Below are 25,060 nucleotides of genomic sequence, written 5' to 3'. Positions count from 1 at the left end.
ATCTTATATCGACATGACTCTTTTCTGGCTATTGAAAGGTATAAAAATATTTTTTCAGAAAAATGAAAAAGATTTGAACCTATTTTTCATTTGAATGTTATAACATTAAATGTATAAACATTAATTATCAAAAAACAATATTTAACAATGGCAACTTCAACTTGGGCTATCGACCCTTCGCACTCAGAAATTCAGTTTAAAGTAAAACATTTAGTGATTACTACAGTAACAGGTAACTTCAAAGAATTCAGTGGTTCAGTAGAAGCTGGTGATGATTTTGATGGCGGATCAATTTCATTTGAAGCCAATACTGCTTCAATTAATACAAATAGCGAACAACGTGACGGACACTTGAAAAGTGCTGATTTCTTTGATGCTGAACAATTTCCAACATTATCGTTTAAATCAACTTCATTTACAAAAGATGGTGATGATTTCGCGTTAGTGGGTGACTTAACAATAAAAGGAACTACTTTACCTGTAAGTTTAGCGGTAGAATATAACGGAACAGCAACTGACCCTTGGGGAAATGTAAAGGCTGGTTTTGAATTAAAAGGAAAAATAAATCGTAAAGATTTCGGTTTAGCTTGGAACGCAATCACTGAAGCAGGTAGTGCGTTAGTAAGTGAAGAAGTAAAATTAATCGCTAATGTACAATTAGTGAAACAAGCGTAATATAAGTTTGGAATTGGGAGTTTGGTGGGGTTGATTTGTCAACTCTTAAAGAGTTGACAAATCTGAGAAAGTTGTAGATTGGAATCTTTTTTAAAATACAATCTCATGGCTAAAAGCTCACGGCTCAAAACTAATTATTAAATAATTAAAACAATGGAAACGACTTTAGGAACAGCCGTTAAAAAAACATTATATAAAGCTGGTACTCGTGGACAGGCTGATCACGGTTGGTTGAAAACTCGCTTAACATTTTCATTTGCAGGGTATCACGACCCTAAAAGAGTACATTTTGGTGTGTTAAGGGTCTTGAATGATGACCAAATTGCTGGTGGAAAAGGTTTTGGTATGCACCCACACGATAACATGGAAATCATTACGATTCCGTTGGAAGGCGTGGTTGAACATCGAGACAATCAAGGTAATCATGGTATTATCACGAAAGGCGAAGTACAAGTAATGTCGGCTGGAACGGGCGTTTACCATTCAGAGTTTAATCATTTGAAAGATGAAACTTTAAAATTATTTCAGATTTGGCTTTTCCCGAACAAAGGCAACGTTACGCCTCGTTATGGTCAAATGAAGTTCGATGTGACGGCACAACATAATGATTTTCAATTATTAGTTACCCCTATCGAAGCCAACATTCCAAATACCTTGGGTATCCATCAAGATGCGTATTTTAGTATGGGAAAATTTGAGGCTGTCCAAGAATTTACTTACAAAATCAATCGTGAAGGCAATGGTCTGTTTATTATGGTAGTAAATGGCAGTGTAAACGCAGACGGAGAATTATTAGCACTACGCGATGGTTTAGGCTTAGAAAATATTACAGCGGTAAATTTCAAAACCGAAAACGGCGTTGAACTATTATTGATGGAAGTTCCGATGGAACTTGAATAATTTTGAGGGTTTGTTTTTACCCCGCAGATTTAGGCTGATTTTTTTCGCAGATTTACGCAGATAATTAATATCAGTGTAAATCTGCGGTACTAATCTGCTATATCTGCGGGTAAAAAAAATAAACAAAACCTAGATTCATTTGGTTAAAAGGATAATTAAAGTAATATTTTTATGTCAACTTTAATCTTATAACCTTATTATAATGCTTATCAGATTGGTCTTATTATTCGGCACTTTCCTCTTGATGGAAGGAACAGCATGGTTTACTCATAAGTATATCATGCATGGTTTTATGTGGCGTTGGCATCGTTCTCATCATGTGCATCATAATGAGGTATTAGAAAAAAACGATTTGTTCGCTATCGTGTTCTCAGCTGTCTCAATTATTACGATTGGTTTGGGAAATTTTGTACCTGAATTATGGTACTTGTTTTGGATAGGAATGGGTGTAACCCTGTATGGAGTTTTCTATTTTATCTTTCATGACATCATTGTGCATCGTCGGATAAAAATTAAATTTGTGGCAAAACATCCCTATTTGAAACGTATTATGAAAGCACATTATATCCACCACAAAGTACATGAACGAGAAGGCGCAGAAGCCTTTGGTTTTTTGTACGCTCCCAAAAAATATGAAGATACAAGGAAGTAAAAACTAAATTCTTTCGATATTTTCTTCCTTCACAAAATCCATGTTTTGATATTTCAGAAAGACCTGTGCCAGTACAATAATGTCTTCGCGACAATAAGAAGCTATTTTTGGTAAATCTTTTTCTTGGTAATAAGTATGATTTACTTTGTCGCCACTGAGTCCACTTTTACTACTTGGAATATCAAAAATACAAGCCAGTAAATCTAACGAAATATAGTGCTTTTTATCTCCAAATTTCCACATTTCCAAGGTATCAAAATGCGGTATTTCCCAAGGTTTTTTTCCTGAGAGTTGTAGGGCTTTGGGAATCTCGATATTGTTTACCAACATTCTTCTGCACAAATATGGGTAGTCGAATTCTTTTCCGTTATGCGCACAAAAAGCTAGGTTTGATTTATATTTTTTTTCAATCAAGCTCTTGAATTGACTCAAAACCTCCGCTTCATTATCGCTACTAATAGATTTTACTTTTAGGCAAATCTCCTGTTCATCATTCCAATGAAAAAAGCCTAAGCCAATAGATATAATCTTGCCAAATTCAGCATAAATTCCAGCACGGTCAAAGTAAAACGCTTCATCATTCAACTCATTGGGATTCGTCAAATAACTAGCTTTATGCAACCATAGCGTTTTCATCCTTTCAGAAAGTAAATTGAAATTACCTTCACCAGAAACTGTTTCTATGTCAATAAATAAAAGACTTTTAGCAAATTTTTGAAAATCCATAATTGTAGGGTAGCTGTGAGTGATGAGCTTTAAGCTATCAGCTTTGTATTTGTAATTGATTAATACTTTAAAATTCGCTCTTTAATACTTTTCCTTAATGTTTTTGTTGTAATAAATCCTAAAGTCTTAAGTCTGTTGTCTAGCATCCAAAATCAAAATCTTCAATCCTAAAGTCCTCTAGTCCTAAAGTCTTGAGTAAATCCTTCAGTCTTAAAGTCTCCAAGTCCTAAAGTCTCCCCCAAAAAATTACTCATGCAAGATTCCCTCTAACTCCAATTGTTTAATCCGAATCAAATTTTCTTCACGAATAGACTCTGGCACAAAAACAAATTTCTTATCAAACAATTGATTACCAATAAAATAACTCACCCAATATTCATTATTCAAATGAAAAACATCAGGCGTAATTATTTCTACTTTAATAATTCCTTTCGCTGGAACATCCTTATAAAAGTGGCGCAATTGTGACGTCTTTATTTCTGTACCATCTGGGTTATGACCATACCCACGAGAATTAACAAAAACATTCGCTAGGTCTACCGACAAACGGTTAATTAAATATACATCCCATTCAACTTCATTTAGGTCATTTATCTTTCTAGCAATCGCTACTTTTACGCCTTCAACATTAGGAAATTCTATATCTTTTTTCATTAAATCTTATAAAGTTGTGTGCCATCAGCTTTCGGTCTTCAGCTTTCAGCATTGTATGATTAATAGTCTTTTAAGTAAGGTTATTATTTTTGATAGCCGACATCCGAAAGCTTATAGTCTATCGCTTAAAGCATCAATTTCAAAAATATCCTGTAAATGCTTCGCCATTCTATCCGAAACTTCTTGAAAGTCTTGAGGCTTTCCAAGTTCTTGTTCAATAGAAGTTACGGCTTTGTCTTCAATCCCACATGGAACTATGTGTTTAAAATAATTCAAATCAGTATTTACATTCAAGGCAAAACCGTGCATTGTTACCCAGCGACTAGCTTTCACGCCCATCGCACAGATTTTTCTTGGATTTTTCTGTTCGACATAATCAATCCAAACGCCCGTTAACCCTTGGATTCTTCCAGCATCAATCCCAAAGTCTGCACAAGTACGAATCACGCCCTCTTCTAAAAAACGCATATACTTATGAATATCTGTAAAGAAGTTTTCTAAATCAAAAATTGGGTATCCTACCAATTGTCCTTTACCATGATAAGTAATATCTCCTCCCCTATTGATTTTATAATATTTAGCCTCATAGTTTTCAAGCCCCGCTTCATCTAATAAGAGATGTTCTGGCTTGCCACTTTTACCCAAGGTATAAACATGGGGGTGTTCACAAAAAAGCAAATAGTTAGGCGTCAATACCTGACTATCAAGTGCTAAGTTCTTATTATTAAGTTTTACACCCACTATTTCAGCATGGAGTTTCTCTTGATAATCCCATGCAGTTTGGTAATCTATTAATCCCAGATTCTGGAAAATTACAGTTTTATTATGAATCACTTTCTTCTAATTTATCATCTATGCTAAGATTAATTAACGATTTCTTAAAGATTAAAGTTTCTTTATTAGAAAGGCGAAACCTTAAAACTGATGGCTGATACCTCATAGCTGAAGGCTCACTTCTCAAGGTTTAAAATTTCCTTTAAAATCCACTTCCTTCCGATGAAAAGGGTCAATTAATTTATCAATCAAATCTGCTAGTTTTGCTCTGGTAATCGGCTGATTTTTATCTGGATAGTCCTTCATGATATTAGCCAGATAATCAGCAGGTACTGGTTGGATTTTTGTCAGTATTTCAAAGGCATCATCCGCCACTAATTTTTCTAACAACACTTGTTCGTTAGCTTGCATATTCAAATTAGGAAAGTAGCTCTTTAATGAAGCAATAACCGCTCCGTTCGTCATTACTGAATCAGGATAAAACCACGTCTGATTCGACCATTTATAGTTTTTACCTTCTCCTTTCAAAATACCCGTTGCTCCTATCCGTTGAATGGCTTCAAAGTTAGGATGGTCGGGCTTTACATCCAAATAAGGCATTAAATAAGCCTTTGCTTTCAATAAATTCTCTTGTACTTTTCTAATAGAAACCTCTTTCGGATGGCGTTTTTCTTGTATGGCAATAGCCGCTAAAGTGCCTGCTGCTTGTCCGATACCCATTACAACGGGCTGTAAACGACTAGCCCCACTCACCAAGTTGGAAACTGAAATAGATTTTTCAGCTACAATCAAATCATCTACATTGTCGGGAATCAAACTTCCTAAAGGAATATTAAAAGAAGGCACAGGCACAAAATATAAATCTGGTGCATCCTTATTCTTTCCATGATGCTGGTCGATAGGATAATCGCCCACAGCAATACCTGTCCGATACAACGGTTCAGATTGGTCAAAAGGTTTTTCTAAATGATTCATATTGGCTGTTGCCAACCCATGAATCCTACGACTTTCACGATGATAGGGAATGAGTGGTAATTTATCAGCAGTCGGAAATTCATCCGCCAAACCTAAGGTATTCCATCCTAATTCTTTTTGCATAAAATAGACAAAGTTCATTGTATGGTCTTTCGCTTTCTGAATTGCTTCTTGCCTTTGCACATCATTCATCTCTACCAAGTTTACATAAAAATCATTCCCGTTAATCGGCCAATTAATCATGTATTTATCATTTTGCAATTGTCCGTAGGTTTTCATCTGCTCACAGTCCCACAAACGACGCATTTGTTTATCAGGACAGAGTTTTTCACAAGCACAGATAAACTCATCTTTGTTGTATGAACTAGGCTTGCTAATCGTTACATCTTTGTGGAAATCTTTCAGAATAGCTACATAGGTCAAATCTTGAACGATATGATTAGCTTTTTCTGGTGCAATTCTTTCTTGATAGGTGGCTTGGGCATCCATCCCTACATCGTATTTTACACCTACTTTTGCAGCAACATCTCCTAATTCTGTAGCGTCTATTAATATTTTAGCGGTAATAGAAATATCATCTGAAAACGTTAATTGCCAATGTTCTGATTTCCTCTGAATGTTTAATAATTTGATGGACGAAATCACAGAAAGATTTTTTTCTTTGGCACACATCTCTCGTAAAATTTTCTCGCCAACCAAAGGCTCAAACATGACCTGACTTACCCATCCAGAGGCTAACGCCTGTTTAGAACCATAGTGTTTTTCTAACTTTACTCTAAATTCGTTCCAAAGGCCAGACGGCAAATTATAGTTTCCATCAATAGCACTTACTCCTGCAGAGGTAAGCATTCCACCAATCCATACGCTTTCTTCTACAATAATGGTTTTTACACCCATTCTCGCTGATTGAATCCCCGCCATTACGCCACTTGTTCCTCCGCCTATAATCAACACCTGAGTATTGTATTTACTTTTACTAGCATAAGTGTTGAACCAGAAACAACAAAGAGAAAGGAGAATAGAAAGAGTTTTCATGGTTTCTTGGGTTTAATTTCAGACTGGAGAACTTGAAGATGCAAGATATAATTTGTATTACGAGTTTTCAACTCGTGTATGATTGTTTTAACGCGTTGAAAACTCGTGATACAAAAAAATCCCTTCTCCTAAGGAAAAGGGATTTTACCTATCTGATTTATACTTATTTTATTACAAATCTACAGCAACACCATAGGCTGCTTCCGCTGCACCTTTTACAGCTTCAGAAATAGTTGGGTGTGGGTGAATCGCAGTCATGATTTCATGAGCAGTCGTTTCTAATTTACGTGCTACTACTACTTCAGCGATTAATTCGGTAACGTTATAGCCAATCATGTGAGCACCCAATAATTCACCGTATTTTGCATCAAAAATTATTTTCACAAAGCCGTCTCTTGCACCTGCTGCTGTTGCTTTTCCTGATGCCACGAATGGGAATTTACCTACTTTGATGTCATAACCAGCTTCTTTTGCTTTCTTTTCAGTCAAACCTACAGAAGCAATTTCAGGAGTACAATAAGTACAACCTGGAATGTTTGAATAATCTAAAGGCTCTACTTTATGACCTGCAATTTTTTCAACACAAATGATACCCTCTGCTGAAGCAACGTGTGCTAAAGCTGGGCCAGGTGTAACATCACCAATAGCAAAATAACCTGGGATGTTAGTTTCGTACCATTGGTTTACTAAAATTTTACCTTTATCAGTAATAATACCAACGTCTTCTAAACCGATGTTTTCAAGATTAGCAATTACACCTGCTGCTGATAATACGATATCGCAATCAATTGAAATATTGCCGTTTGGTGTTTTTACAGAAACCTTACATCCTTCACCAGTAGTATCTACTGTTTCTACAGAAGAGTTTGTATAAATATCAATACCTAATTTTTTATATTGTTTTGCTAATTCTTTCGAAACGTCTTCATCTTCAACAGGAACAACGTTTGGTAAAAATTCAACAATCGTTACTTTCGTTCCCATTGCTGCATATACATAAGCGAATTCAACGCCGATAGCTCCAGAACCAATAACAACCATTGTTTTTGGTTGATTTTCTAATGACATCGCCTTGCGGTATTCAATTACTTTTACGCCATCAATTGGAATATTTGGTAAAGCTCTTGCTCTTCCGCCCGTAGCAATCATGATGTTTTTAGCATCATACACTGTTACTTTTCCATCTGCAGCAGTTACTTCAACTTTTTTGTTTTTTAAGGCTTTTCCAGTACCCATAATCACATCAATCTTGTTCTTTTTCATTAAGAATTGAACACCTTTTGACATGGAATCGGCAACACCACGAGAACGCTTAATGACTGCTCCAAAATCAGCGTGGGATTCAGAAACCGTGATTCCGTAATCAGCAGCGTGTTTGATGTATTCAAATACTTGTGCAGATTTTAGTAATGCCTTCGTAGGAATACAACCCCAGTTCAGACAGATACCACCTAAAGACTCACGCTCCACTATCGCACACTTCAAACCCAATTGCGAAGCACGGATTGCCGCTACATATCCACCAGGACCTGAGCCAATCACGATTAAATCATAAACTTGTGCCATTTAATTTTTATTTTTTTAAGGGTAATTTCAAATTTTATGCTACAAAGATAAGGATAAGCGTGGAATTGAAAGGGGCTTATTAATAAGTTTTTCCCCTAACTATCGTACCTTAATACATATACCTTTAAGTTTTGTTGACAAAAAAATACGCTATCATAAGATTTTTGCTGTACATTAGTCTAACGAAAAACACTATTTTTTGATTCCCTATTTAGAGCAATGGAAAATATTTCAAAAAAAACTTTTGAAGAAACAAGTTATTTATCTCATGAATCTTGGTTTGCCAAACAGTATCCCGATCAAGAAAAGCGTTTGAATACGATTCGTAAATGGCAAAAAAGTATAGAAGACAATACCATTGATTATTGGCTCCACGAAAGATTATTTGAATTAGCCAACCCATTAATTAATTCAGGCGAAAGCTGGCTTACCGTGGGCGACGGCTACGGTTTTGATGCTAATTATTTTAAGCGAAAAGGCTGTACAGTGATGGCTACGGATATTGGCGGAGCTTTTCTACCTTTAGTAAAAGACCTCCACCTGATTGATGATTTTTCGGTTGAAAATGTTGAAAAATTAACTTTTGAAGACAATTCATTTGATTATGTCTTTTGTAAAGAGGCCTATCACCATTTCCCTAGGGCATATTTAGGTGTTTACGAAATGATTAGAGTGGCAAGAAAAGCCATTATTTTAACCGAGCCACAAGACCCCTTAACAAAAATGCCTTTGATGCTGGCTGTTAAAAATATCCTCGACCGTTTCGACCCTACCATTTTACAGAAATACTGGAAAAATCGCTATTCTTTTGAAGAAGTAGGTAATTATGTATTCAAATTATCGGACAGAGAAATGGAAAAAATAGCGATGGGCATGAACTTACCAGCTATTGCTTTTAAAGGTATTAATAATTCATATTGGAAAGCAGGACTTGATACAGAAATTGCCAATAACAATTCGGAGGCTTTTCGTAAAATTCAATCTAAACTTCGTCGAGATAATTTTTTGTGCAAACTAGGAGTTTTGCCTTATCAAGTATTAAGTGCCGTTATTTTTAAAACATTGCCTACTCAGGAAACGATTAATAATCTAAAAAATGAAGGATATTTATATTATGAATTTCCGAAGAATCCTTACTTATAGATGCTTTCTTGCACAGCGAGAAGCCCTTTCGACAAAGCCTTCTAAGTCAAAAATTTAGAGGGCTTTGTTTTTCTAGCTATCTTTGTAAATGAAAGATTCTATCTATTTTAGGTAACACGATGTTTTATCGAACAATAGTTAGGCTTGGCATTAACAAAATAAATTTATTTTAACGCATGACAAAAGACAGGTTCAATGACCTGAAAGCCAAAGTAGAGGCTTTGAGGGGGTATCTTTGACTACGATAATAAGAAATTCCAAATTGAGGAGTTAGAAGTAATTACGCTTGACCCCAATTTTTGGTCGGATTCAAAAAAAGCAGAATCGACGATGCAAAAAATTAGGGGTTTGAAGTTCTGGACATTGGGTTTCGACCAGCTAAATACTTACGTAGGCGACCTTGATACTATCTGGGAATTCTACGAAATGGGTGAGGCTACCGAAGCGGAGGTAGATGCCGAAGGGGAAAAACTAGAAGCAAAACTAGCTGAACTAGAATTCCGCAAAATGATGTCGGAAGAAGGTGATAGCATGTCGGCAGTACTAGAAATTAACGCAGGTGCAGGTGGAACAGAGTCGCAGGATTGGGCAAGTATGCTGATGCGTATGTATATTATGTGGGCAGAAAAGAATGGCTTTAAAGTAAAAGAAGCTGACCATAATGATGGCGATGTAGCGGGTATAAAATCTGTTACGTTAGAAATTGATGGGGAGTTTGCCTACGGAAATTTAAAATCTGAAAACGGCGTACATCGTTTGGTAAGAATTTCACCTTTCGATTCCAACGCTCGTCGTCATACATCATTTGCATCGGTCTATGTGTATCCTTTAGCAGATGATTCTATCGAGATTGAAGTAAACCCAGCAGACATTGATTGGGATACTTTCCGTTCAGGCGGTGCTGGTGGCCAAAACGTAAACAAGGTAGAAACAGCCGTTCGTTTGACACACAGACCTTCGGGAATTATCATTGCTTGCCAACAAGAACGTTCACAGTTGATGAATAAGGAAGTTGCTTTAAGACTCTTGAAATCTAAGCTTTATCAGATAGAAATTGATAAACGGAATGCTGCTCGTGCGGAGGTAGAAGCAGGTAAAAAGAAAATTGAGTGGGGTTCACAAATCAGAAGTTATGTGTTGGACGACCGTCGTGTAAAAGACCATAGAACAAATTATCAAACATCTAATACTGATGCTGTTCTGAATGGCGAAATCAATGAGTTTATTAAGGCTTATTTGATGGAAGCTTGATGAGATAAAAAGACGTAAGATATTAGACACAAGATGTAGGTTGTGAAAAAAATTACAATCTAATACAAAATCAAAATAGCTGTAGCGGTAACCCTTGCGGTTACCGTTTTTTTTATCTATCTACTTCTCCCATTACCAAATCCATTGAGCCAATGATAGCTACTAAGTCTGCTAGCATGGCTCCACGGCTAATTTCTGGAATGATTGATAAGTTATGTAGCGAACAAGCTCTTGCTTTTAAGCGCACAGGAATATCCGAACGTCCATCCGTACGGAAAAAGAAACCTAATTCTCCTTTCGGGTTTTCAGCACGAACATATAAATCCATCGCTTGCGGACGAATCTTTTTAGGTACTAAGGCTTGTGGATTGAACTCGGTAGTGCGTTTATGGTCATTAGTAAGCTGAATCAAACATTGTTCAATTATCTTGATTGATTCATCACATTCTAATACCCTTACATAGTTTCTATCCCAACAGTCGCCTACGGTTCCCATTTCTCCTTTACCAACAGGAATATCAAATTCTAATTCTGGATACACCGAATAGCCATCTACTTTTCGTAAATCTACTTTCAATCCTGAACCTCTTAACACTGGTCCTGTACATCCATAATTGATTGCCAAAGCCATTGGCAATACGCCTACATTGGCTGTTCGTTGGATAAAGATTTTGTTTTCAATAATCAACTCCCGTAGCTCAACCATTTTAGGTTTCAGGTAATTGACAAATTCTAAACAACGTTCTTCAAAACCTACGGGTAAATCGTAAAACAACCCTCCTACCCAAATATAATTATAGAGCATCCTTGCCCCTGTTATCCATTCTAATAGTCGTTGAATATGCTCGCGGTCGCGCATTACCCATAAAAAAGCTGTGTATGCCCCGATATCTAATCCATAAGTACCCACAGCCACAAAGTGCGAGGCTAGGCGGTTGAGTTCGGCTACTAATACACGGATATATTCGATGCGTTTAGGCAGTTTACCTTCCAAATCCAAGAGTTTTTCTACACCCATTACATAGGCATGTTCTGAATTCATAGCAGCCAAATAGTCCATTCTATCTACATAAGGAATGATTTGATTGAATGGCAAAGCCTCCGCATGCTTTTCAAAGCAACGATGCAAATAACCCAAATGTGGCACAACATCTACGACAAGCTCACCGTCAGATACCACTTCCATCCTCAAAACCCCATGTGTAGATGGGTGCTGAGGGCCAAGTGATAAAATCATCTCTTCCGACTTCAAATCCTTTAATTGGTGTTTGTTTGAATCAGAAAGACGAAAATTTTCGGGCTTGTATTGATACTGTACCATATTAAGTGTTGAGTTGTGAGTTTTTTAAGTGATGAGTTTTGAGTGCAGAGTGGTGAGTGAATTTTACAATATTACTCCTCATTCATCACTCACAACTCATCACTCAAAAATTATGGTTTAAATTTCTCGTATATTTCTTTGCCTGTAGCTACATCTTTACCCCAAAGTTCGATATAAACTACAGAAGGCATCATGCCACTTTCGTCTACTTTAACAAATACTTTTTTAAGAATTTGCATTTTACCATTAATCGGGAATAATGCTACAGGTTCTCCTTCGGGCGTGATTTTTACCACAAACTTCCTTTTTCGATAAGCCAAAAAATGTCCGTCATAGCTTCCCTTTTCTGTGGCTACTTCTTTAGTATGTAAACCATAAGCAAGCGTACGCTGAATAGATGTTAGCTCTTGTTTATGTCCGCCTTCGGCATATTTTATCCAATAAGTATGTACAGGACTTTTAGGATTCAATTTTTTATCCGCCATTAAGTTAGCATCATATACTACCGTATTGGCATTAGAACTTCGCTGAATATAAAACAAACGAATGTCTGAATCTGGAGGAGTCGGGAATACATCGTTTGAAGCAACCGTCTTATTTTTTTGTGCTAAACTATTGAATACAAATAGAATAGAAATGAGGATAATTGTTTTTGAAAATCGCATTGTTAATGTTATTGTTTCTCCCAATTTTTATGTTGAAAAACCAGAGAACAAGCAGTTAAAATATCTTGTTGATTGCTTCAAGCCAATTTAATACCCTTAAAAAGAACATTTGTAAATTGGGAGGCTCAAAGGTAACAAAGCTTCTCAAGATTTTTGTTCCATAAAAAGGAATTTGCTTCATTTTCTACGAAAGAATTTCAATTTTGTTGTTTCAAAAACACATAAATGAGTAAACGGTAATTTATTAGTCATGAGGTTTAAAAAATATTTAAACCAGCAAGGAAATTTGTATTTTTAGCAGATTCAGCTTCTAACAAGATTCCCATTCAATAATTCATCTAAATTTGTATTATTCCCAACAGAAACAATACAGCAAATAATAAGGCATGAACATTCTCATTATTGAAGACGACGAACGAATAGCCTCTTTGGTAAAACGAGGATTAGAAGAAAACGATTATACCGTAACGCTTGCTTATGACGGTATGATGGGTAAAAAGCTGGCTTTACAAAACGACTATGATTTAATCATTACCGATATTATTCTCCCAAAACTTAATGGATTAGAGCTTTGTAAAGATATTCGTACTGCCAAACCCAATACGTTAATTATTATGCTAACGGCTTTGGGAACGACGGATGATAAAGTAGAGGGTTTTGATGCTGGAGCAGATGATTATCTGGTAAAACCTTTTGACTTCCGAGAACTTCATGTTCGTATCAGAGCTTTGACCAAACGCCAAAGTAGTAAAACGGGTCATCAAGGTTTTATCTTAAAATATACTAATTTGGAACTGAATAATCAGACCAAAACCGTCAGTCGTTCGGGAATAGATATTACCCTTACGCCCAAAGAATTTAAGCTGCTGGAATATATGATGCGAAATGCAGAAAGGATTTTGAGCAGAACTGAAATTGCCGAGAAAGTTTGGGATACACATTTTGATACAGGTACTAATTTTATCGATGTATATATTAACTATTTACGCAAAAAGATTGACAAAGACTTTGAACCCAAGCTCATTCATACAAAATCTGGAATGGGTTTTATCTTTAAGGAAGAATGAAAATCAGAGAAAGGCTTAGTTTACTTTTTACGTTGCTCACAGCGGCAATCCTATTGCTTTTTGCGGCTTTGGTATATTATGCTGCTTATCAAAATCGAGAAACTGAGTTTTATAATCGCCTCAAAAAAGAAGGTATTACAAAGGCTAATCTTTTCTTTACTGCCAAAGTAGACACTGCAACACTACAAAAAATTTATAAAAACAACCGCGAAACCATTAATGAAGTAGAAGTAGCCATTTATGATACTACTTTCCAACTACGCTATCATGATGCTTTAGATATTGACTTTGTGAAGGAAACCGAACAAATGATTGATGAAATTAGGAAGAAAAATGAAGTGCGTTTTTATCAAAAAGATTGGCAGGTAATCGGGCTACTTTTTCATGTGGATAAAAAAGACTACATCATTATGGCAGCAGCTTATGACCAATTCGGTTATAAAAAGTTGCAGAACCTTCGAAATACCATCCTTATTATTTTTATCTGTTCTATTATCTTTATTTATGCTACAGGACGTTTTTTCTCTAAAAAAGCGTTGTCCCCCGTTACCGAAATTGTCTATAAAGTAAAAAGTATTACGGCTTCTAATTTAGATTTACGCTTGAATAATAGTATCGGCAAAGATGAATTGGCAGAACTTTCTAGCACTTTCAATGAAATGCTCGACCGTCTGGAAAAATCATTTGATGCTCAAAAACAATTTGTTTCTAATATTTCACACGAGCTCCGAACACCTCTGGCCTCGATAATTACCGAATTGGAGCTTTCGACTCATAAAGAAAGAAGTATTGCTGATTATCAAATCGTTATAGAGAATGTATTAACGGATGCTCAGAAATTAGCAAGGCTTTCAACCAGTTTATTAGACTTTGCCAAAGCGAGCTATGACCCTTCGGAAATTTCATTTAAAGAAATTCGTTTAGACGAAATTCTATTGGATGCACGCCAACAAGTACAGCGAAAGAATCCTAGCTATCTGATTGACATTTTGTATGAAAATGAAGTAGAAAATGACGATGAGATTTCTATCAATGGTAATGAATATCTGCTAAAAGTAGCTTTTGCAAACCTTTTCGAAAATGCTTGTAAGTTTTCAGCAAACAAAAAGAGTGTGGTATCTATTTCGGTGCAAAATGAAAAAGTGTTACTACACTTTTCAGACGAAGGTATCGGCATTCCTGAAGAAGAACTCTCTCAAATTTTCACGCCTTTCTATAGAGGTAGTAACAAAAAATATAGTGAAGGGCATGGCATTGGGTTATCGCTTACCCAAAAGATTGTAAAGCTACACGATGGCGAAATTGCTGTTACCTCTCAAGTAGGAAAAGGAACACATTTCACCCTTGAATTTCCACATCTTTAATATCCCTGTAGGGGCGTATTGCATACGCCCTTTTCTGGAAAATGTGAAATACTTGGATAAGTACAAATGGCATTAGTACCTACCTTCATTTTCTAATGATTTTCTAATAATTTTCTAAAAACCCTCTAACTAACATTCTCCGCTAAATAACCCAATTTTACCGCACAATCAAAGATTAATAAGATGATGCGGCTTCGAGAAATTCCCATAATTATTTGTCTTCTTGTACTAGGATGCTTTTCATCCATAGCACAAGAAATTTATACTTTACAAAAAGCCTTGCAAACGGCAAAAGCAAACAATCCTGTGCTGAATACGCAACAGTTGAATATTGGTATTGCAGAATCAGACATTATTAGTTCAAAGCTTCGTCCTAATCCGAATTTGAACAATCAGACACTTGTTTTAACTCGCCCGTCTTTGTACCCTGCCAATACAGATTTGGCAAGTGCACAAAACCGACAAGTTTGGTGGCAATTGACTAAAGTAGTTCAGTTACCTGCACAACGACAAGCCAAAATAGACTTTGCTCAGAAAAATGCTGTCCTTTCTCAGAAAGCTTTTGCAGAAACTGAACGCAATGTTTTGCAAGATGTAGCGATGAAGTGGCTAGATGTTTGGATTGCCCACAAACAATTAGGGATTCTGAGAATTGCTAAAAACAATACCGATAGTTTGGTGAGTATCAATAAAATCAGACTTGGTAAAGAAGTAATTACATCAACCGACCTTGCTAGAACTGAATTGTTGGCTAATCAATATGCCTTACAAGTCAAATCAAACGAGCAAGTGTATCAAAATGAATTATCCAATTTAAAATTTTTATTAGGTACCCAAGATAATATTGAGATTGATGTAAATGATAATTTTCTATTTACATTCTCGCCTCAATTAAACGCTCTCTTACAGCAAGCATTAGGCAATAGAAGTGATATTCAGGCGTATCAGGCAAGTATTCAGGTAGCAGAAAGTAATATTAAATTACAAAAATCACTGGCTATTCCACAGCCTACTTTAGGAGCAATATACAACCCACAAAATACGGTTCCTTATGTTGGCTTTTTCGGCTCAATAGATATTCCTTTTTTTGCTAGGAATCAGGGCGAAATCAAAAAGTCGTATTTACAAAAGCAACAAGCTGAAAAAGGTTTGCAGGCAACACAAAGCCAGATTCAAACAGAAATTTATACGGCTTATAATGCTTATCAAGTACAAAAACAGAATATTGAGCAGTTTAAAGATTTGCTAACAAAGTCTGAGAATATTCTGAGTAGCGTAAAATATTCTTACTTACACGGAGGAACAACCATTGTAGATTATCTGGAAGCCCAACGCAGTTGGTTAGATACTCAGCAACAATATTACGATACATTACAACTATACCGCCAAAGCTATATTCAATTGCTGTATGCTTCTGGTTTAATTAATCAAATGGCTCAATAAGACGATGAAAAATACCTTAAAAATAACACTGTTTTCTGTTTGGTTCCTTGCTGCTTGCGGAGGAAAAGAAAATCAAGGCGTTAAGAAAGTAGATGTATTGCCAAAAGTGCAGGAGAATGGTAGCAAAATCGTTTTCCCAACTACGGCAAGCATGAGCTTTTTTGCTACGGAAACCTTAGGTAGCTCTTCGCTAAATGATGAAGTAACAGCGCCTGCTAAAGTTTCGGCTACGGTGGTGTCTTCACAAGAGGGAGCTTCTCAGAATATTATCTTATTTGAAAATTCTGATTTAGCAACCAACTATACGTCGTTACTACAACATTTACAAAATATCAAACAAAAAGCTACCATTATTCAGCAAAAGAAAACAGTTATCGCACGCAAGAATGTGGAAGTAAATAGATTTGAAGATTTGCTAAAAAACGGTGCAGGTACTGGAAAAGATGTAGCCAATGCTCAGGTAGATTTATTAAGTGCAGAAACAGAATTAGCGATTGTTCAAAATGATTTAGCCAACGAAAAAACAGCCATTATTGAACATGAAACTAAGTTAAAAACAGGTGGTTTTAATCCAGAGGCTTTGAGAAAGGCTTCAGCAGGAAAGGCATTTATCATTTGTGATATTCCTGAAAATCAGATTAGTAAAATTAAAGAAGGTGGAAGTTGTACATTACAATTTACGGCTTTCCCTACCGAAAAGTTTACTGGTAAAATAGAAGAAGTAGCTGATGTAATTGACGAGTCGACAAGAATGGTGAAACTGAGAGTTAGCCTAAATAATCCTAACCAAAAATTGAAGGCAGGAATGTTTGCTACTGTTTCATTTGGCGTAAGCGAAGGGGCTCATATTAATGTTAATAAAAATGCATTAGTAACGGTTCAAGGGAAAACCTATGTTTTTGTAAAAAATGATGGGAATACTTTTGACAGAAGAGAGGTAAGTATTGGAAATCAGATAGGTGATAGAATTATCATTTTTAGTGGACTGAATAATGGCGAAAGCATTGCGGTAAAAGGTGTAATGCAGTTGAAAGGATTGAGTTTTGGATATTAGGAAAGACTTTAGGATTGAGGGACTTTAAGATGGAAGATTAAAGAGTTGAGTTTTGATGTATTCCAGCTCTTATTAGCGTTATTTCGGCAATGAAAAGTCCAAAGCTTATCACTAGCGAGGGACTTAAGTCCCTCGCTAGTGATAATAAATAATTTTGAGAATCATGTTCTTAAAAGAGCTATATAACTATAACGTGAAAGCTAGTGTTGACAACCAATTAAAACTGATAGCTGAAATCCGACGACCGAAAGCATATTAAAGCTTACCATATACAAAATGAAAGATGTAAGAGCAAAAATTTTAAAAGGCGATTTCAGCACATTGTTGGGCTTGGATAGCGACAAAAATTTTGTGCATCCCAACGATGTAGCAATCCTTATTGGCTCTTTACCATTAGAGGTTGCCACACAGTCTTTGATTTCTCTACCCAAAGGCTCGCAAGCTAAAGTATTTGCCTACCTTACTTTCGACTGGCAGTTACAAATCATCAAAGGGATTTCTAAAGAAAAGGCTTCTGTCATCCTTAATAATTTACCTTCGGATGACCGTTTTGAATTCTTCTCAAAATTGGTAGGAATAGAACAATCTCATTTCCTTGAATATCTCTCAGAGAAAAATCGGGTTGAAACACATGATTTTTTTGGATATCCTACCAACAGCATTGCTCGCTTAATTAACACAGAGTTTTCTACGATTTCAAGATACATGACTGTGGGCGAAGCGATTGAACATCTAAGAGGGAATCCCAACGATACAGAAGCGGCCAATGTAATATATGTGATTGATGAAGAAGGCAGACTGGTAGATGATATTCCTATTCGCAAATTGGTGTTAAATGAATCCTACAAATCTATTGAAAGCATTCTTGATGGTTTTTGTGTAAGCCTCAATATTGAAGATACAAAGGAAATAGCCATTGATAAGTTTAAAGAATATGACCGCGACGTATTGCCAGTAGTGGGTGATAAAAATGTTTTGATTGGCGTATTAACAGCCGATGATGTGCTGGATTTTGCAGAACAAAGAGACACAGAAGATATTCAGAAATTCGGGGGTTTAGAATCATTAGATTTCCCGTATGTAAAAACGCCGATACTCACGCTTATCAAAAAAAGGGCTGGTTGGTTGATTGTACTTTTCCTAAGTGAAATGTTGACGGCATCGGCAATGGGTTATTTCGATGAAGAAATTTCCAAAGCAGTGGTATTAGCCCTTTTCATTCCTTTGATTATTTCAAGCGGAGGCAACAGTGGTTCACAAGCAGCAACACTCATTATTCGAGCAATGGCTTTAAAAGAGATTTCTTTTAGTGACTGGTGGTTTGTGATGAAAAGAGAATTTTCGTCGGGTATTGTATTAGGAATTATCCTTGGTGCTATTGGTTTTCTCAGAATTGTCCTTTGGCAACACCTTCATTGGTTTAATTATTCTGAACATTATTTATTAGTAGCCACCACAATATTTTTCTCGCTGATTGGCATTGTGATGTGGGGAACATTGAGCGGTTCGATGATACCGATTGCTTTAAAGAAATTAGGCTTTGACCCTGCCACCTCCTCTGCACCTTTTGTCGCTACTTTGGTAGATGTAACAGGACTTATCATTTATTTCAGCATTGCTGCTTTCCTATTAAAAGGAACGTTGCTTTAATTAAAAACACTATGCTACAAGCTCAGATTTATATCGACGAGGACGAACTCTTTGGCACAAAATCACTGCATGAGTTCATCATCCAATTCTTGATTGCCCAAAAAATACAAGGATTAACTGTTTTTAAAGGCATTTCGGGCTTTGGCTCCAACAAGCATTTCAATCGTCCAAACGATTTATTTAGCTTCGACGAAACCCCCATCATGATTACGTTCATCGATGAAACAGCAAAAGTGAGAGCGGTTTTAACGGCTCTTAGAGTAGAAGTAAAAAGCGGATTTATTATTACCAACCCAGTTGAACAGTGGAAATAGATGATTAAGAACTTGTTAGTATTCAGCCTTCGCAATCGCTGGATTGTTATTGCGATAAGTACAGTATTGATGGCTGTTGGCTATTGGTGCTTTACACAATTAAAAATAGAAGCCTATCCAGACATTGCTGACACGTGTGTAATTGTAGTAGCACAGTATGATGGTAGAGCAGCCGAAGAAGTAGAGCAACAAGTAACTGTACCGATAGAACGTGCCTTACAGAATACACCCAATGTATTAGATCGTAGGAGTCGTACTATTTTTGGGTTATCTGTTGTGCAACTGACTTTCAAAGATGGTACAGATGATTATTTCGCTCGTCAGCAAGTAATCGAGCGATTAAGTAGCGCTGCTTTGCCTGCTGGCGTAAGTCCAGAGCTAGCACCAATGAGTACGGCTGTTGGAGAAATTTACCGTTATGTGGTAGAAGCTCCCGCTAATTTCAGCCAGACTCAATTAAGAGATTTACAAGACTGGGTGATTAAACCTGCCCTATTGCAAGTACCGGGCATTGCAGACGTAGTAACTTTTGGTGGTCCGCTGAAACAATACCATATCATTACTTCACCTGAAAAGTTAAGAAAGTATAACCTTACATTACAAAATGTTACTGATGCAGTAAATGTAAATAACCAAAACACAGGAGGAAACATCTTGGCCCGTGGTGGACAAGGTTTTGCCGTAAGAGGCTTGGGAGCTATTAAAAACGAACAGGATATTCAAAATATCGTGTTGAAATCGGATAACGGGATGCCTGTATTTATCCGAGATGTGGCTACTGTGGAGATTACTCCGCCACCCGCCAGTGGTGTTTTGGGTTATACCGTTACCAAAGATAAGCTTGATGTAAATAGTGGCGTAGAAGGCATCATTTTATTAAGACGTTACGAAAACCCAAGCGAAGTATTGAAACTGTTGAAAGAAAAAATGGCGGATTTGCAAGCAAGCGAATTGCCAGAAGGCGTGCATTTACGTCCCTTATACGACCGCAGTTTCTTGATTGACCATTCGTTGGAGACCGTAGCACATACTCTTTTTGAGGGAATCTCTATCGTAGTGATTCTATTGATATTTTTCTTAGGAAGTGTCCGTAGTGCTTTTGTCGTAGCATTGACGATTCCTTTCTCATTATTGTTTGCGTTTATATTAATGCGTTTGACGGGCATTCCTGCCAATTTACTTTCATTGGGTGCTATCGACTTTGGAATTATTGTAGATGGTGCCTGTTTGATGGCAGAACATTTAATCAGAAGGTATCGAACAGCCACGGTTGAAGAAAAGAAACAAGGAATCATCAAAATTACCTTGCTTTCTGCTCAAGAGGTAGGTCGCGAAATTTTCTTTTCTGTTACTATCATCATTTTGGCGTATATGCCTATTTTATTGATGACTCGTGTAGAAGGCAAGTTATTTTCACCAATGGCCCTAACCTTGGCATTTGCAGTAATAGGTTCGATGTTGGCGGCACTTACGTTTATTCCAGTACTAATTTCTTTCAGCTATAAAAAAGCATTGGCAGATTTTGAAAAGCCAATGAAAGAACACAAAAATTATGTGTTGGATTTTCTGTCTAAACACTATGGCAATGTATTAGTAAAATTGCTAAAGCACTATAAAAGAACAGTAATCGTAGGCTTTACCATTGTAGCAACTTTTATCTTATGTGGATTGAAACTAGGCACGGAATTCTTACCGAGCTTGGATGAAGGCTCTATCTTCTTAAGAGGGAATTTTCCCGCAGGTATTACCATACAAGAAAACGCAAGTTATGCTCCTAAAATCAGAAGTATCATTGCGAAGTATCCGCAAATTGCTTTTGTAATTACACAAACAGGTAGAAACGACGACGGAACAGATCCATTTCCTGCGAATAGAAATGAAATTTTGGTAGGATTGAAGGATTATAGTCTTTGGAGTAAGACTATTTCTAAAAAAGAATTGGTTGATAAAATAAAAAATGACCTTCAGCAACAATTACCTTCTGTATCTTTTTCTTCTGGTCAGCCTATTATTGATCAGGTGATGGAAATCGTAACAGGTAGTGCCGCAGACCTCGCTATTTCCGTCGTAGGGGATGATTTGAAGATGATGCGTCAAAAAGCGGATAGCATTGCGGTCATTGTAAAGCAAACTACTGGTGCTGATAATGTTAACATAGAGCAAGAAGGACCACAAGACCAACTAGCAATTAATATAAATCGTGAGTCCGCCGCACGTTTTGGCATAAATATTGCTGATATACAAAATATGATTGAAGCGGCGATTGGAGGCAAAGCAATTTCAACTTTATATGATGGTACAAAACGTTATGATATCGTTGTTCGCTTTTTACCACAGTTCCGTAATTCAATCGATGCTATCAAAGATATTTTAGTACCCTCGGCAAATGGTTCGTTAATTCCCATGAGTCAATTAGCAGATATACACTTTGTAGAAGGTCAAACGAATATTTATCGTTACGGAAGCAAAAGGATGGTAACTGTTCGTACAAATATCAAAGGCAGAGACCAAGGTAGTTTTGTGAAAGAGTTACAAGATAAGATTGATGCCAAAGTACACGTACCAAAGGGTTACCAAATAATTTATGGTGGTCAGTACGAAAACCTTGAACGTGCAGGCAAGCAATTGGCTTTCACGATTCCGTTAACAATACTATTGGTTTTTCTTTTCTTGTTTATGTTATTCAAGAATTTGCCTAATACTTTGGTAACAATGAGTTGTATTTTGTTTGCTTTGGGTGGAGGTATCGTCGCCTTATTAATACGAGGATACTACTTTAACGTTTCGGCAGGAGTTGGTTTCGTAAGTATTTTTGGTATTTCAGTAATGGCAGGGGTTTTATTAGTATCAGCCATTAATCGAGCGAAAGGATATAATGATGCCGAGTTACAGCAAAATGTGTTGGTATCATCAAAAGAACAATTAAGAGCATTATTATCCATTTTAGTAGTTGCTATTATTGGTCTTGTACCAGCGGCTATTTCATCAGGAATTGGTTCAGATGTACAACGGCCTTTGGCAACGGTTATCATCGGTGGTTTGAGCAGTACTTTAATTTTTGCACCATTGATTTTACCATCACTTTATTTATGGTCAGAAAAAAATAGAAAAATAAAAGTTATTGAAGAAGCTGAATAATTATTATTTGAAGATATTAAAATGCCCTAATCTGCTTTATTAATTCATACGGGAGCGTTTACCAAAACGCTCTCATTTTTAAAACAATGCGTAATCACTTTTAATAAGAGTACCTAACCATTTATACACAACGTATAACCACTTTTAAAAAATTACCTAACCACTTTTAATAAGTACCTAACCATTTATAAAAAAATGCCTAATCACTTTTAATAAGAGTACCTAACCATTTATAACACAATGCCTAACCACTTTTAAAACATTACCTAACTGCTTTTAAAAACAATTTGTAACCACTTTTAAAAAATCACCTGACTGCTTTTAAAAAAATAATGCGTAACCATTTATAAAAACAATGCCTAACCACTTTTAAAAGAATACCTAACCCTTCATTATATATATAGTACCGTTTAGGCGTGTTATTTTATGAAAATAAGATAGACGCCTAAACAAAAAAACTCATAATCGATTGATTATGAGTTTTTTATTGTGGGCCCACTTGGAATCGAACCAAGCACCTACTGATTATGAGTCAGTTGCTCTAACCGAATGAGCTATAGGCCCTACAAAGCTTTTAATTTCTTTGTGGTGCAAAATTAGATGTTTAAAAGCATTTTTACAAAATATCTTTTTAAAAAAACATTTAAACCTTTTCAAGTAGTAGTTATCTAAGACTTGTTTTTAAATATTAACTATCTCAGCAATGAAAAGGAAATTAATCTTCGCAGCGTGCTTAGTAGCCGCTACTTTTATGGTAAATGTTCAGACTTCTGTAGCCCAAAGTGCTGAAACACAAAATGGTGGTCAACAAGATATGACTCCTGAACAGAGAGTGGACAATCAATTAAAAAGATGGACTAAGGCTTTAAGTTTGACTACTGAGCAAGTAAATCAGGTTAAGCCTTTGTTGATGGAAAGAGCGACAAAAAGAGAGTCTTTAAGAAATGCAACTGATAGACGTGCTGCTATGCAAGAGTTACGCGACCTTACAAAGGCACAGGATGAAAAACTGAAAACTATTTTTACTGCTGAACAGCTTACTAAATATGCTGAACTACAAAATGAAATGAGAGACCGTGGTGGAAATGGCGGTGGTCGTAGAGATGGCAATAATTAAGTTTTTTAACGACTAAATAATTGAAAAAAATAGCGATGCAGGTTTTGTATCGCTATTTTTGTTGGTATGGTTCTTTGAGGATTTTTTTTGGATTGAGGACTTTAGGACTGGATGACTCTGAGACTAGAAGACATAAGACGCTAGTCTTTTAGATGAAGGTTTTGGGGACTGAAGGAATTTAGGACTCGAGGACACAAGACGCTAGACTTTTTACCCCTAGCCCGTGACTTAAGTCACGGATTAGGAATAAAAGAAAAATTAAACCCTACACTTCAATTATTAGTTATTTATTCATCGCTCATTAATTCTCAACTAACAAATACATGAATAAACGTAAAATAGTTAATGACCCTGTTTATGGATTTATTAATATTTCGAGTGAATTAATTTTTGATTTGATTGAACATCCCTACTATCAACGCTTAAGGAGAATCAAACAGTTAGGCATGGCAGAATATGTTTATCCAGGTGCTTTGCATACACGTTTTCATCATGCACTGGGGGCAATGTATTTAATGAACGAGGCCTTATCTACCCTAAAAAGCAAAGGACATGAAATTTCAGATGCAGAATGCGAATCTGCTCAAATTGCTATTTTACTGCATGATGTGGGTCATGGGCCATTTTCTCATGTACTAGAGTCTGTCATTTTAAATCATGTATCTCATGAGCATATTTCATTTTTGTTGATGGAGGAACTGAATAAGCAACTAGGCGGTGCTTTGACTTTAGCCATAAAGATGTTTACTGGCAATTATGAAAGGAAATTCTTTACGCAATTAATTTCAAGTCAGCTAGATGTTGACCGAATGGATTATTTAAACCGTGATAGTTTTTTTACGGGTGTACGCGAAGGCTTTATTGGTGCCGATAGAATTTTGAAAATGTTGGATATTGTCGACAACCAATTGGTCGTTGAACAAAAAGGAATTTATTCTATTGAAAACTTTTTAACTGCCCGTCGATTGATGTATTGGCAAGTATATTTGCACAAAACCTCTATCTGTGCCGAAACAATGTTAATTCAAATCATTAAACGAGCAAGAGAATTAATCAGGGCAGGAGAAAGCGTTTTTGCGACACCAGCCTTTATGGTTTTTTTACAAAAAGATGTAAGTCTAGATGATTTTGTTTCAGACAAATCTTATTTAGAAGCCTTTGTAGAAATGGATGATTATGACATTTGGGCTTGTGTAAAAATATGGGCAAAACACCCTGACAAATTGCTTTCTAATATCAGTAAAATGTTGTTAGATAGAGATTTATTCAAAATTCATATTTCAGACTCGCCTATTGAACCATCTTTTCTTGAAAAAATTCAAATTGATTTATTAAGCCATCCTGGTGTAGAGGTAAGTGATTTACCTTATTTAATGATAGAAGGAAGCACCTCTAATGCCGCCTATGTATCTGGCAAACAGAACATTAATATCCTAACAAAAGACAAAAGAGTACTGGATATTGCAGAGGCTTCTGATTTACCTACAATAAAGGCATTAAGTAACATCGTCAAAAAATATTATATATGTTGGGCAAAGAATGTATATTTGCGGTAAAATATGTTAGGCGAAGCCGT

General features: G+C 36.2%; 21 protein-coding genes and 1 tRNA gene. 14 read left to right on the top strand and 8 right to left on the bottom strand.

Features of this window, described 5'->3' with window-relative positions; genetic code table 11:
* Positions 1-147: 147 nt before the first annotated feature.
* From AC1RNE_RS12495 to AC1RNE_RS12485, 3 genes are all read left to right on the top strand, one after another.
* Positions 148-675, top strand: a complete 528-nt coding sequence (locus tag AC1RNE_RS12495; RefSeq protein WP_492801279.1) for a YceI family protein — start codon at positions 148-150, stop codon at positions 673-675.
* A 153-nt stretch (positions 676-828) separates the two neighbouring features.
* Entirely contained in the window at positions 829-1,575 is a 747-nt protein-coding gene (locus AC1RNE_RS12490) for a pirin family protein (RefSeq protein WP_492801278.1), read from the top strand.
* A gap of 202 nt (positions 1,576-1,777) precedes the next feature.
* Complete coding sequence (locus AC1RNE_RS12485; protein ID WP_492801277.1) at positions 1,778-2,227, top strand: sterol desaturase family protein; 450 nt, start codon at positions 1,778-1,780, stop codon at positions 2,225-2,227.
* A 3-nt stretch (positions 2,228-2,230) separates the two neighbouring features.
* Here AC1RNE_RS12485 and AC1RNE_RS12480 read toward each other — a convergent pair whose 3' ends face one another.
* The 5 genes from AC1RNE_RS12480 to lpdA all read right to left on the bottom strand — a co-directional run bounded on the left by AC1RNE_RS12480 (position 2,231) and on the right by lpdA (position 7,957).
* Entirely contained in the window at positions 2,231-2,953 is a 723-nt protein-coding gene (locus AC1RNE_RS12480) for a 3'-5' exonuclease (RefSeq protein WP_492801276.1), read from the bottom strand.
* Positions 2,954-3,199: 246 nt separating this feature from the next.
* Positions 3,200-3,607: a hypothetical protein gene (locus AC1RNE_RS12475; RefSeq protein WP_309924591.1), complete on the bottom strand. Its 408-nt coding sequence runs from the start codon at positions 3,605-3,607 to the stop codon at positions 3,200-3,202.
* A gap of 111 nt (positions 3,608-3,718) precedes the next feature.
* Complete coding sequence (gene lipB, locus AC1RNE_RS12470; protein ID WP_492801275.1) at positions 3,719-4,441, bottom strand: lipoyl(octanoyl) transferase LipB; 723 nt, start codon at positions 4,439-4,441, stop codon at positions 3,719-3,721.
* A gap of 123 nt (positions 4,442-4,564) precedes the next feature.
* Complete coding sequence (locus tag AC1RNE_RS12465) at positions 4,565-6,391, bottom strand: FAD-dependent oxidoreductase (RefSeq protein ID WP_492801274.1); 1,827 nt, start codon at positions 6,389-6,391, stop codon at positions 4,565-4,567.
* A 171-nt stretch (positions 6,392-6,562) separates the two neighbouring features.
* On the bottom strand, positions 6,563-7,957 hold the full coding sequence (gene lpdA / locus AC1RNE_RS12460) for a dihydrolipoyl dehydrogenase (protein WP_492801273.1): 1,395 nt from the start codon (positions 7,955-7,957) through the stop codon (positions 6,563-6,565).
* Between the two features lie 219 nt (positions 7,958-8,176).
* Here lpdA and AC1RNE_RS12455 point away from each other — a divergent pair, with 219 nt between their 5' ends.
* Together AC1RNE_RS12455 and prfB are read left to right on the top strand one after the other, a co-directional pair.
* On the top strand, positions 8,177-9,100 hold the full coding sequence (locus AC1RNE_RS12455; protein ID WP_492801272.1) for a class I SAM-dependent methyltransferase: 924 nt from the start codon (positions 8,177-8,179) through the stop codon (positions 9,098-9,100).
* 176 nt (positions 9,101-9,276) lie between these two features.
* Positions 9,277-10,351, top strand: a protein-coding gene (gene prfB, locus AC1RNE_RS12450) for a peptide chain release factor 2 (RefSeq protein WP_492801271.1) whose coding sequence is annotated in 2 segments (ribosomal slippage) — positions 9,277-9,336 and positions 9,338-10,351 — 1,074 coding nt in all. Because the reading frame shifts where the segments join, the coding sequence is not laid out codon by codon here.
* Positions 10,352-10,463: 112 nt separating this feature from the next.
* Here prfB and AC1RNE_RS12445 read toward each other — a convergent pair.
* Complete coding sequence (locus tag AC1RNE_RS12445; RefSeq protein ID WP_492801270.1) at positions 10,464-11,672, bottom strand: NADH-quinone oxidoreductase subunit D; 1,209 nt, start codon at positions 11,670-11,672, stop codon at positions 10,464-10,466.
* A 110-nt stretch (positions 11,673-11,782) separates the two neighbouring features.
* Complete coding sequence (locus AC1RNE_RS12440; protein ID WP_492801269.1) at positions 11,783-12,337, bottom strand: DUF4833 domain-containing protein; 555 nt, start codon at positions 12,335-12,337, stop codon at positions 11,783-11,785.
* 386 nt (positions 12,338-12,723) lie between these two features.
* Between AC1RNE_RS12440 and AC1RNE_RS12435 the strand changes: the two genes are divergently transcribed.
* The 7 genes from AC1RNE_RS12435 to AC1RNE_RS12405 all read left to right on the top strand — a co-directional run bounded on the left by AC1RNE_RS12435 (position 12,724) and on the right by AC1RNE_RS12405 (position 22,367).
* Positions 12,724-13,404, top strand: coding sequence for a response regulator transcription factor (locus tag AC1RNE_RS12435; protein ID WP_492801268.1), 681 nt, complete (start codon positions 12,724-12,726; stop codon positions 13,402-13,404).
* Positions 13,401-14,768, top strand: coding sequence for a HAMP domain-containing sensor histidine kinase (locus tag AC1RNE_RS12430; RefSeq protein WP_492801267.1), 1,368 nt, complete (start codon positions 13,401-13,403; stop codon positions 14,766-14,768). The genes AC1RNE_RS12435 and AC1RNE_RS12430 overlap by 4 nt, the downstream gene beginning before the upstream one ends.
* A gap of 183 nt (positions 14,769-14,951) precedes the next feature.
* Complete coding sequence (locus AC1RNE_RS12425) at positions 14,952-16,211, top strand: TolC family protein (protein WP_492801266.1); 1,260 nt, start codon at positions 14,952-14,954, stop codon at positions 16,209-16,211.
* 4 nt (positions 16,212-16,215) lie between these two features.
* Positions 16,216-17,265 carry an efflux RND transporter periplasmic adaptor subunit gene (locus AC1RNE_RS12420; protein ID WP_492801265.1) on the top strand — a complete coding sequence of 350 codons (1,050 nt, stop codon included), beginning with the start codon at positions 16,216-16,218 and terminating at the stop codon, positions 17,263-17,265.
* Positions 17,266-17,541: 276 nt separating this feature from the next.
* Complete coding sequence (mgtE, locus tag AC1RNE_RS12415) at positions 17,542-18,915, top strand: magnesium transporter (RefSeq protein ID WP_492801264.1); 1,374 nt, start codon at positions 17,542-17,544, stop codon at positions 18,913-18,915.
* A gap of 11 nt (positions 18,916-18,926) precedes the next feature.
* Positions 18,927-19,229, top strand: coding sequence for a DUF190 domain-containing protein (locus AC1RNE_RS12410; protein ID WP_323251916.1), 303 nt, complete (start codon positions 18,927-18,929; stop codon positions 19,227-19,229).
* Positions 19,230-22,367: an efflux RND transporter permease subunit gene (locus tag AC1RNE_RS12405; RefSeq protein WP_492801263.1), complete on the top strand. Its 3,138-nt coding sequence runs from the start codon at positions 19,230-19,232 to the stop codon at positions 22,365-22,367.
* 490 nt (positions 22,368-22,857) lie between these two features.
* Here AC1RNE_RS12405 and AC1RNE_RS12400 read toward each other — a convergent pair.
* Positions 22,858-22,931, bottom strand: a tRNA-Ile gene (locus AC1RNE_RS12400).
* Positions 22,932-23,070: 139 nt separating this feature from the next.
* Between AC1RNE_RS12400 and AC1RNE_RS12395 the strand changes: the two genes are divergently transcribed.
* Positions 23,071-23,484, top strand: coding sequence for a DUF4890 domain-containing protein (locus tag AC1RNE_RS12395; protein WP_492801262.1), 414 nt, complete (start codon positions 23,071-23,073; stop codon positions 23,482-23,484).
* A gap of 323 nt (positions 23,485-23,807) precedes the next feature.
* Positions 23,808-25,040, top strand: a complete 1,233-nt coding sequence (locus AC1RNE_RS12390; RefSeq protein ID WP_492801261.1) for an HD domain-containing protein — start codon at positions 23,808-23,810, stop codon at positions 25,038-25,040.
* Positions 25,041-25,060 lie beyond the last annotated feature (20 nt).

The sequence above is a fragment of the Arcicella sp. GW822-FHT02H01 genome (assembly GCF_058802005.1).
Note: the sequence above shows the minus strand (reverse complement) of the source record. Positions and strands in the feature narration are given on the sequence as shown.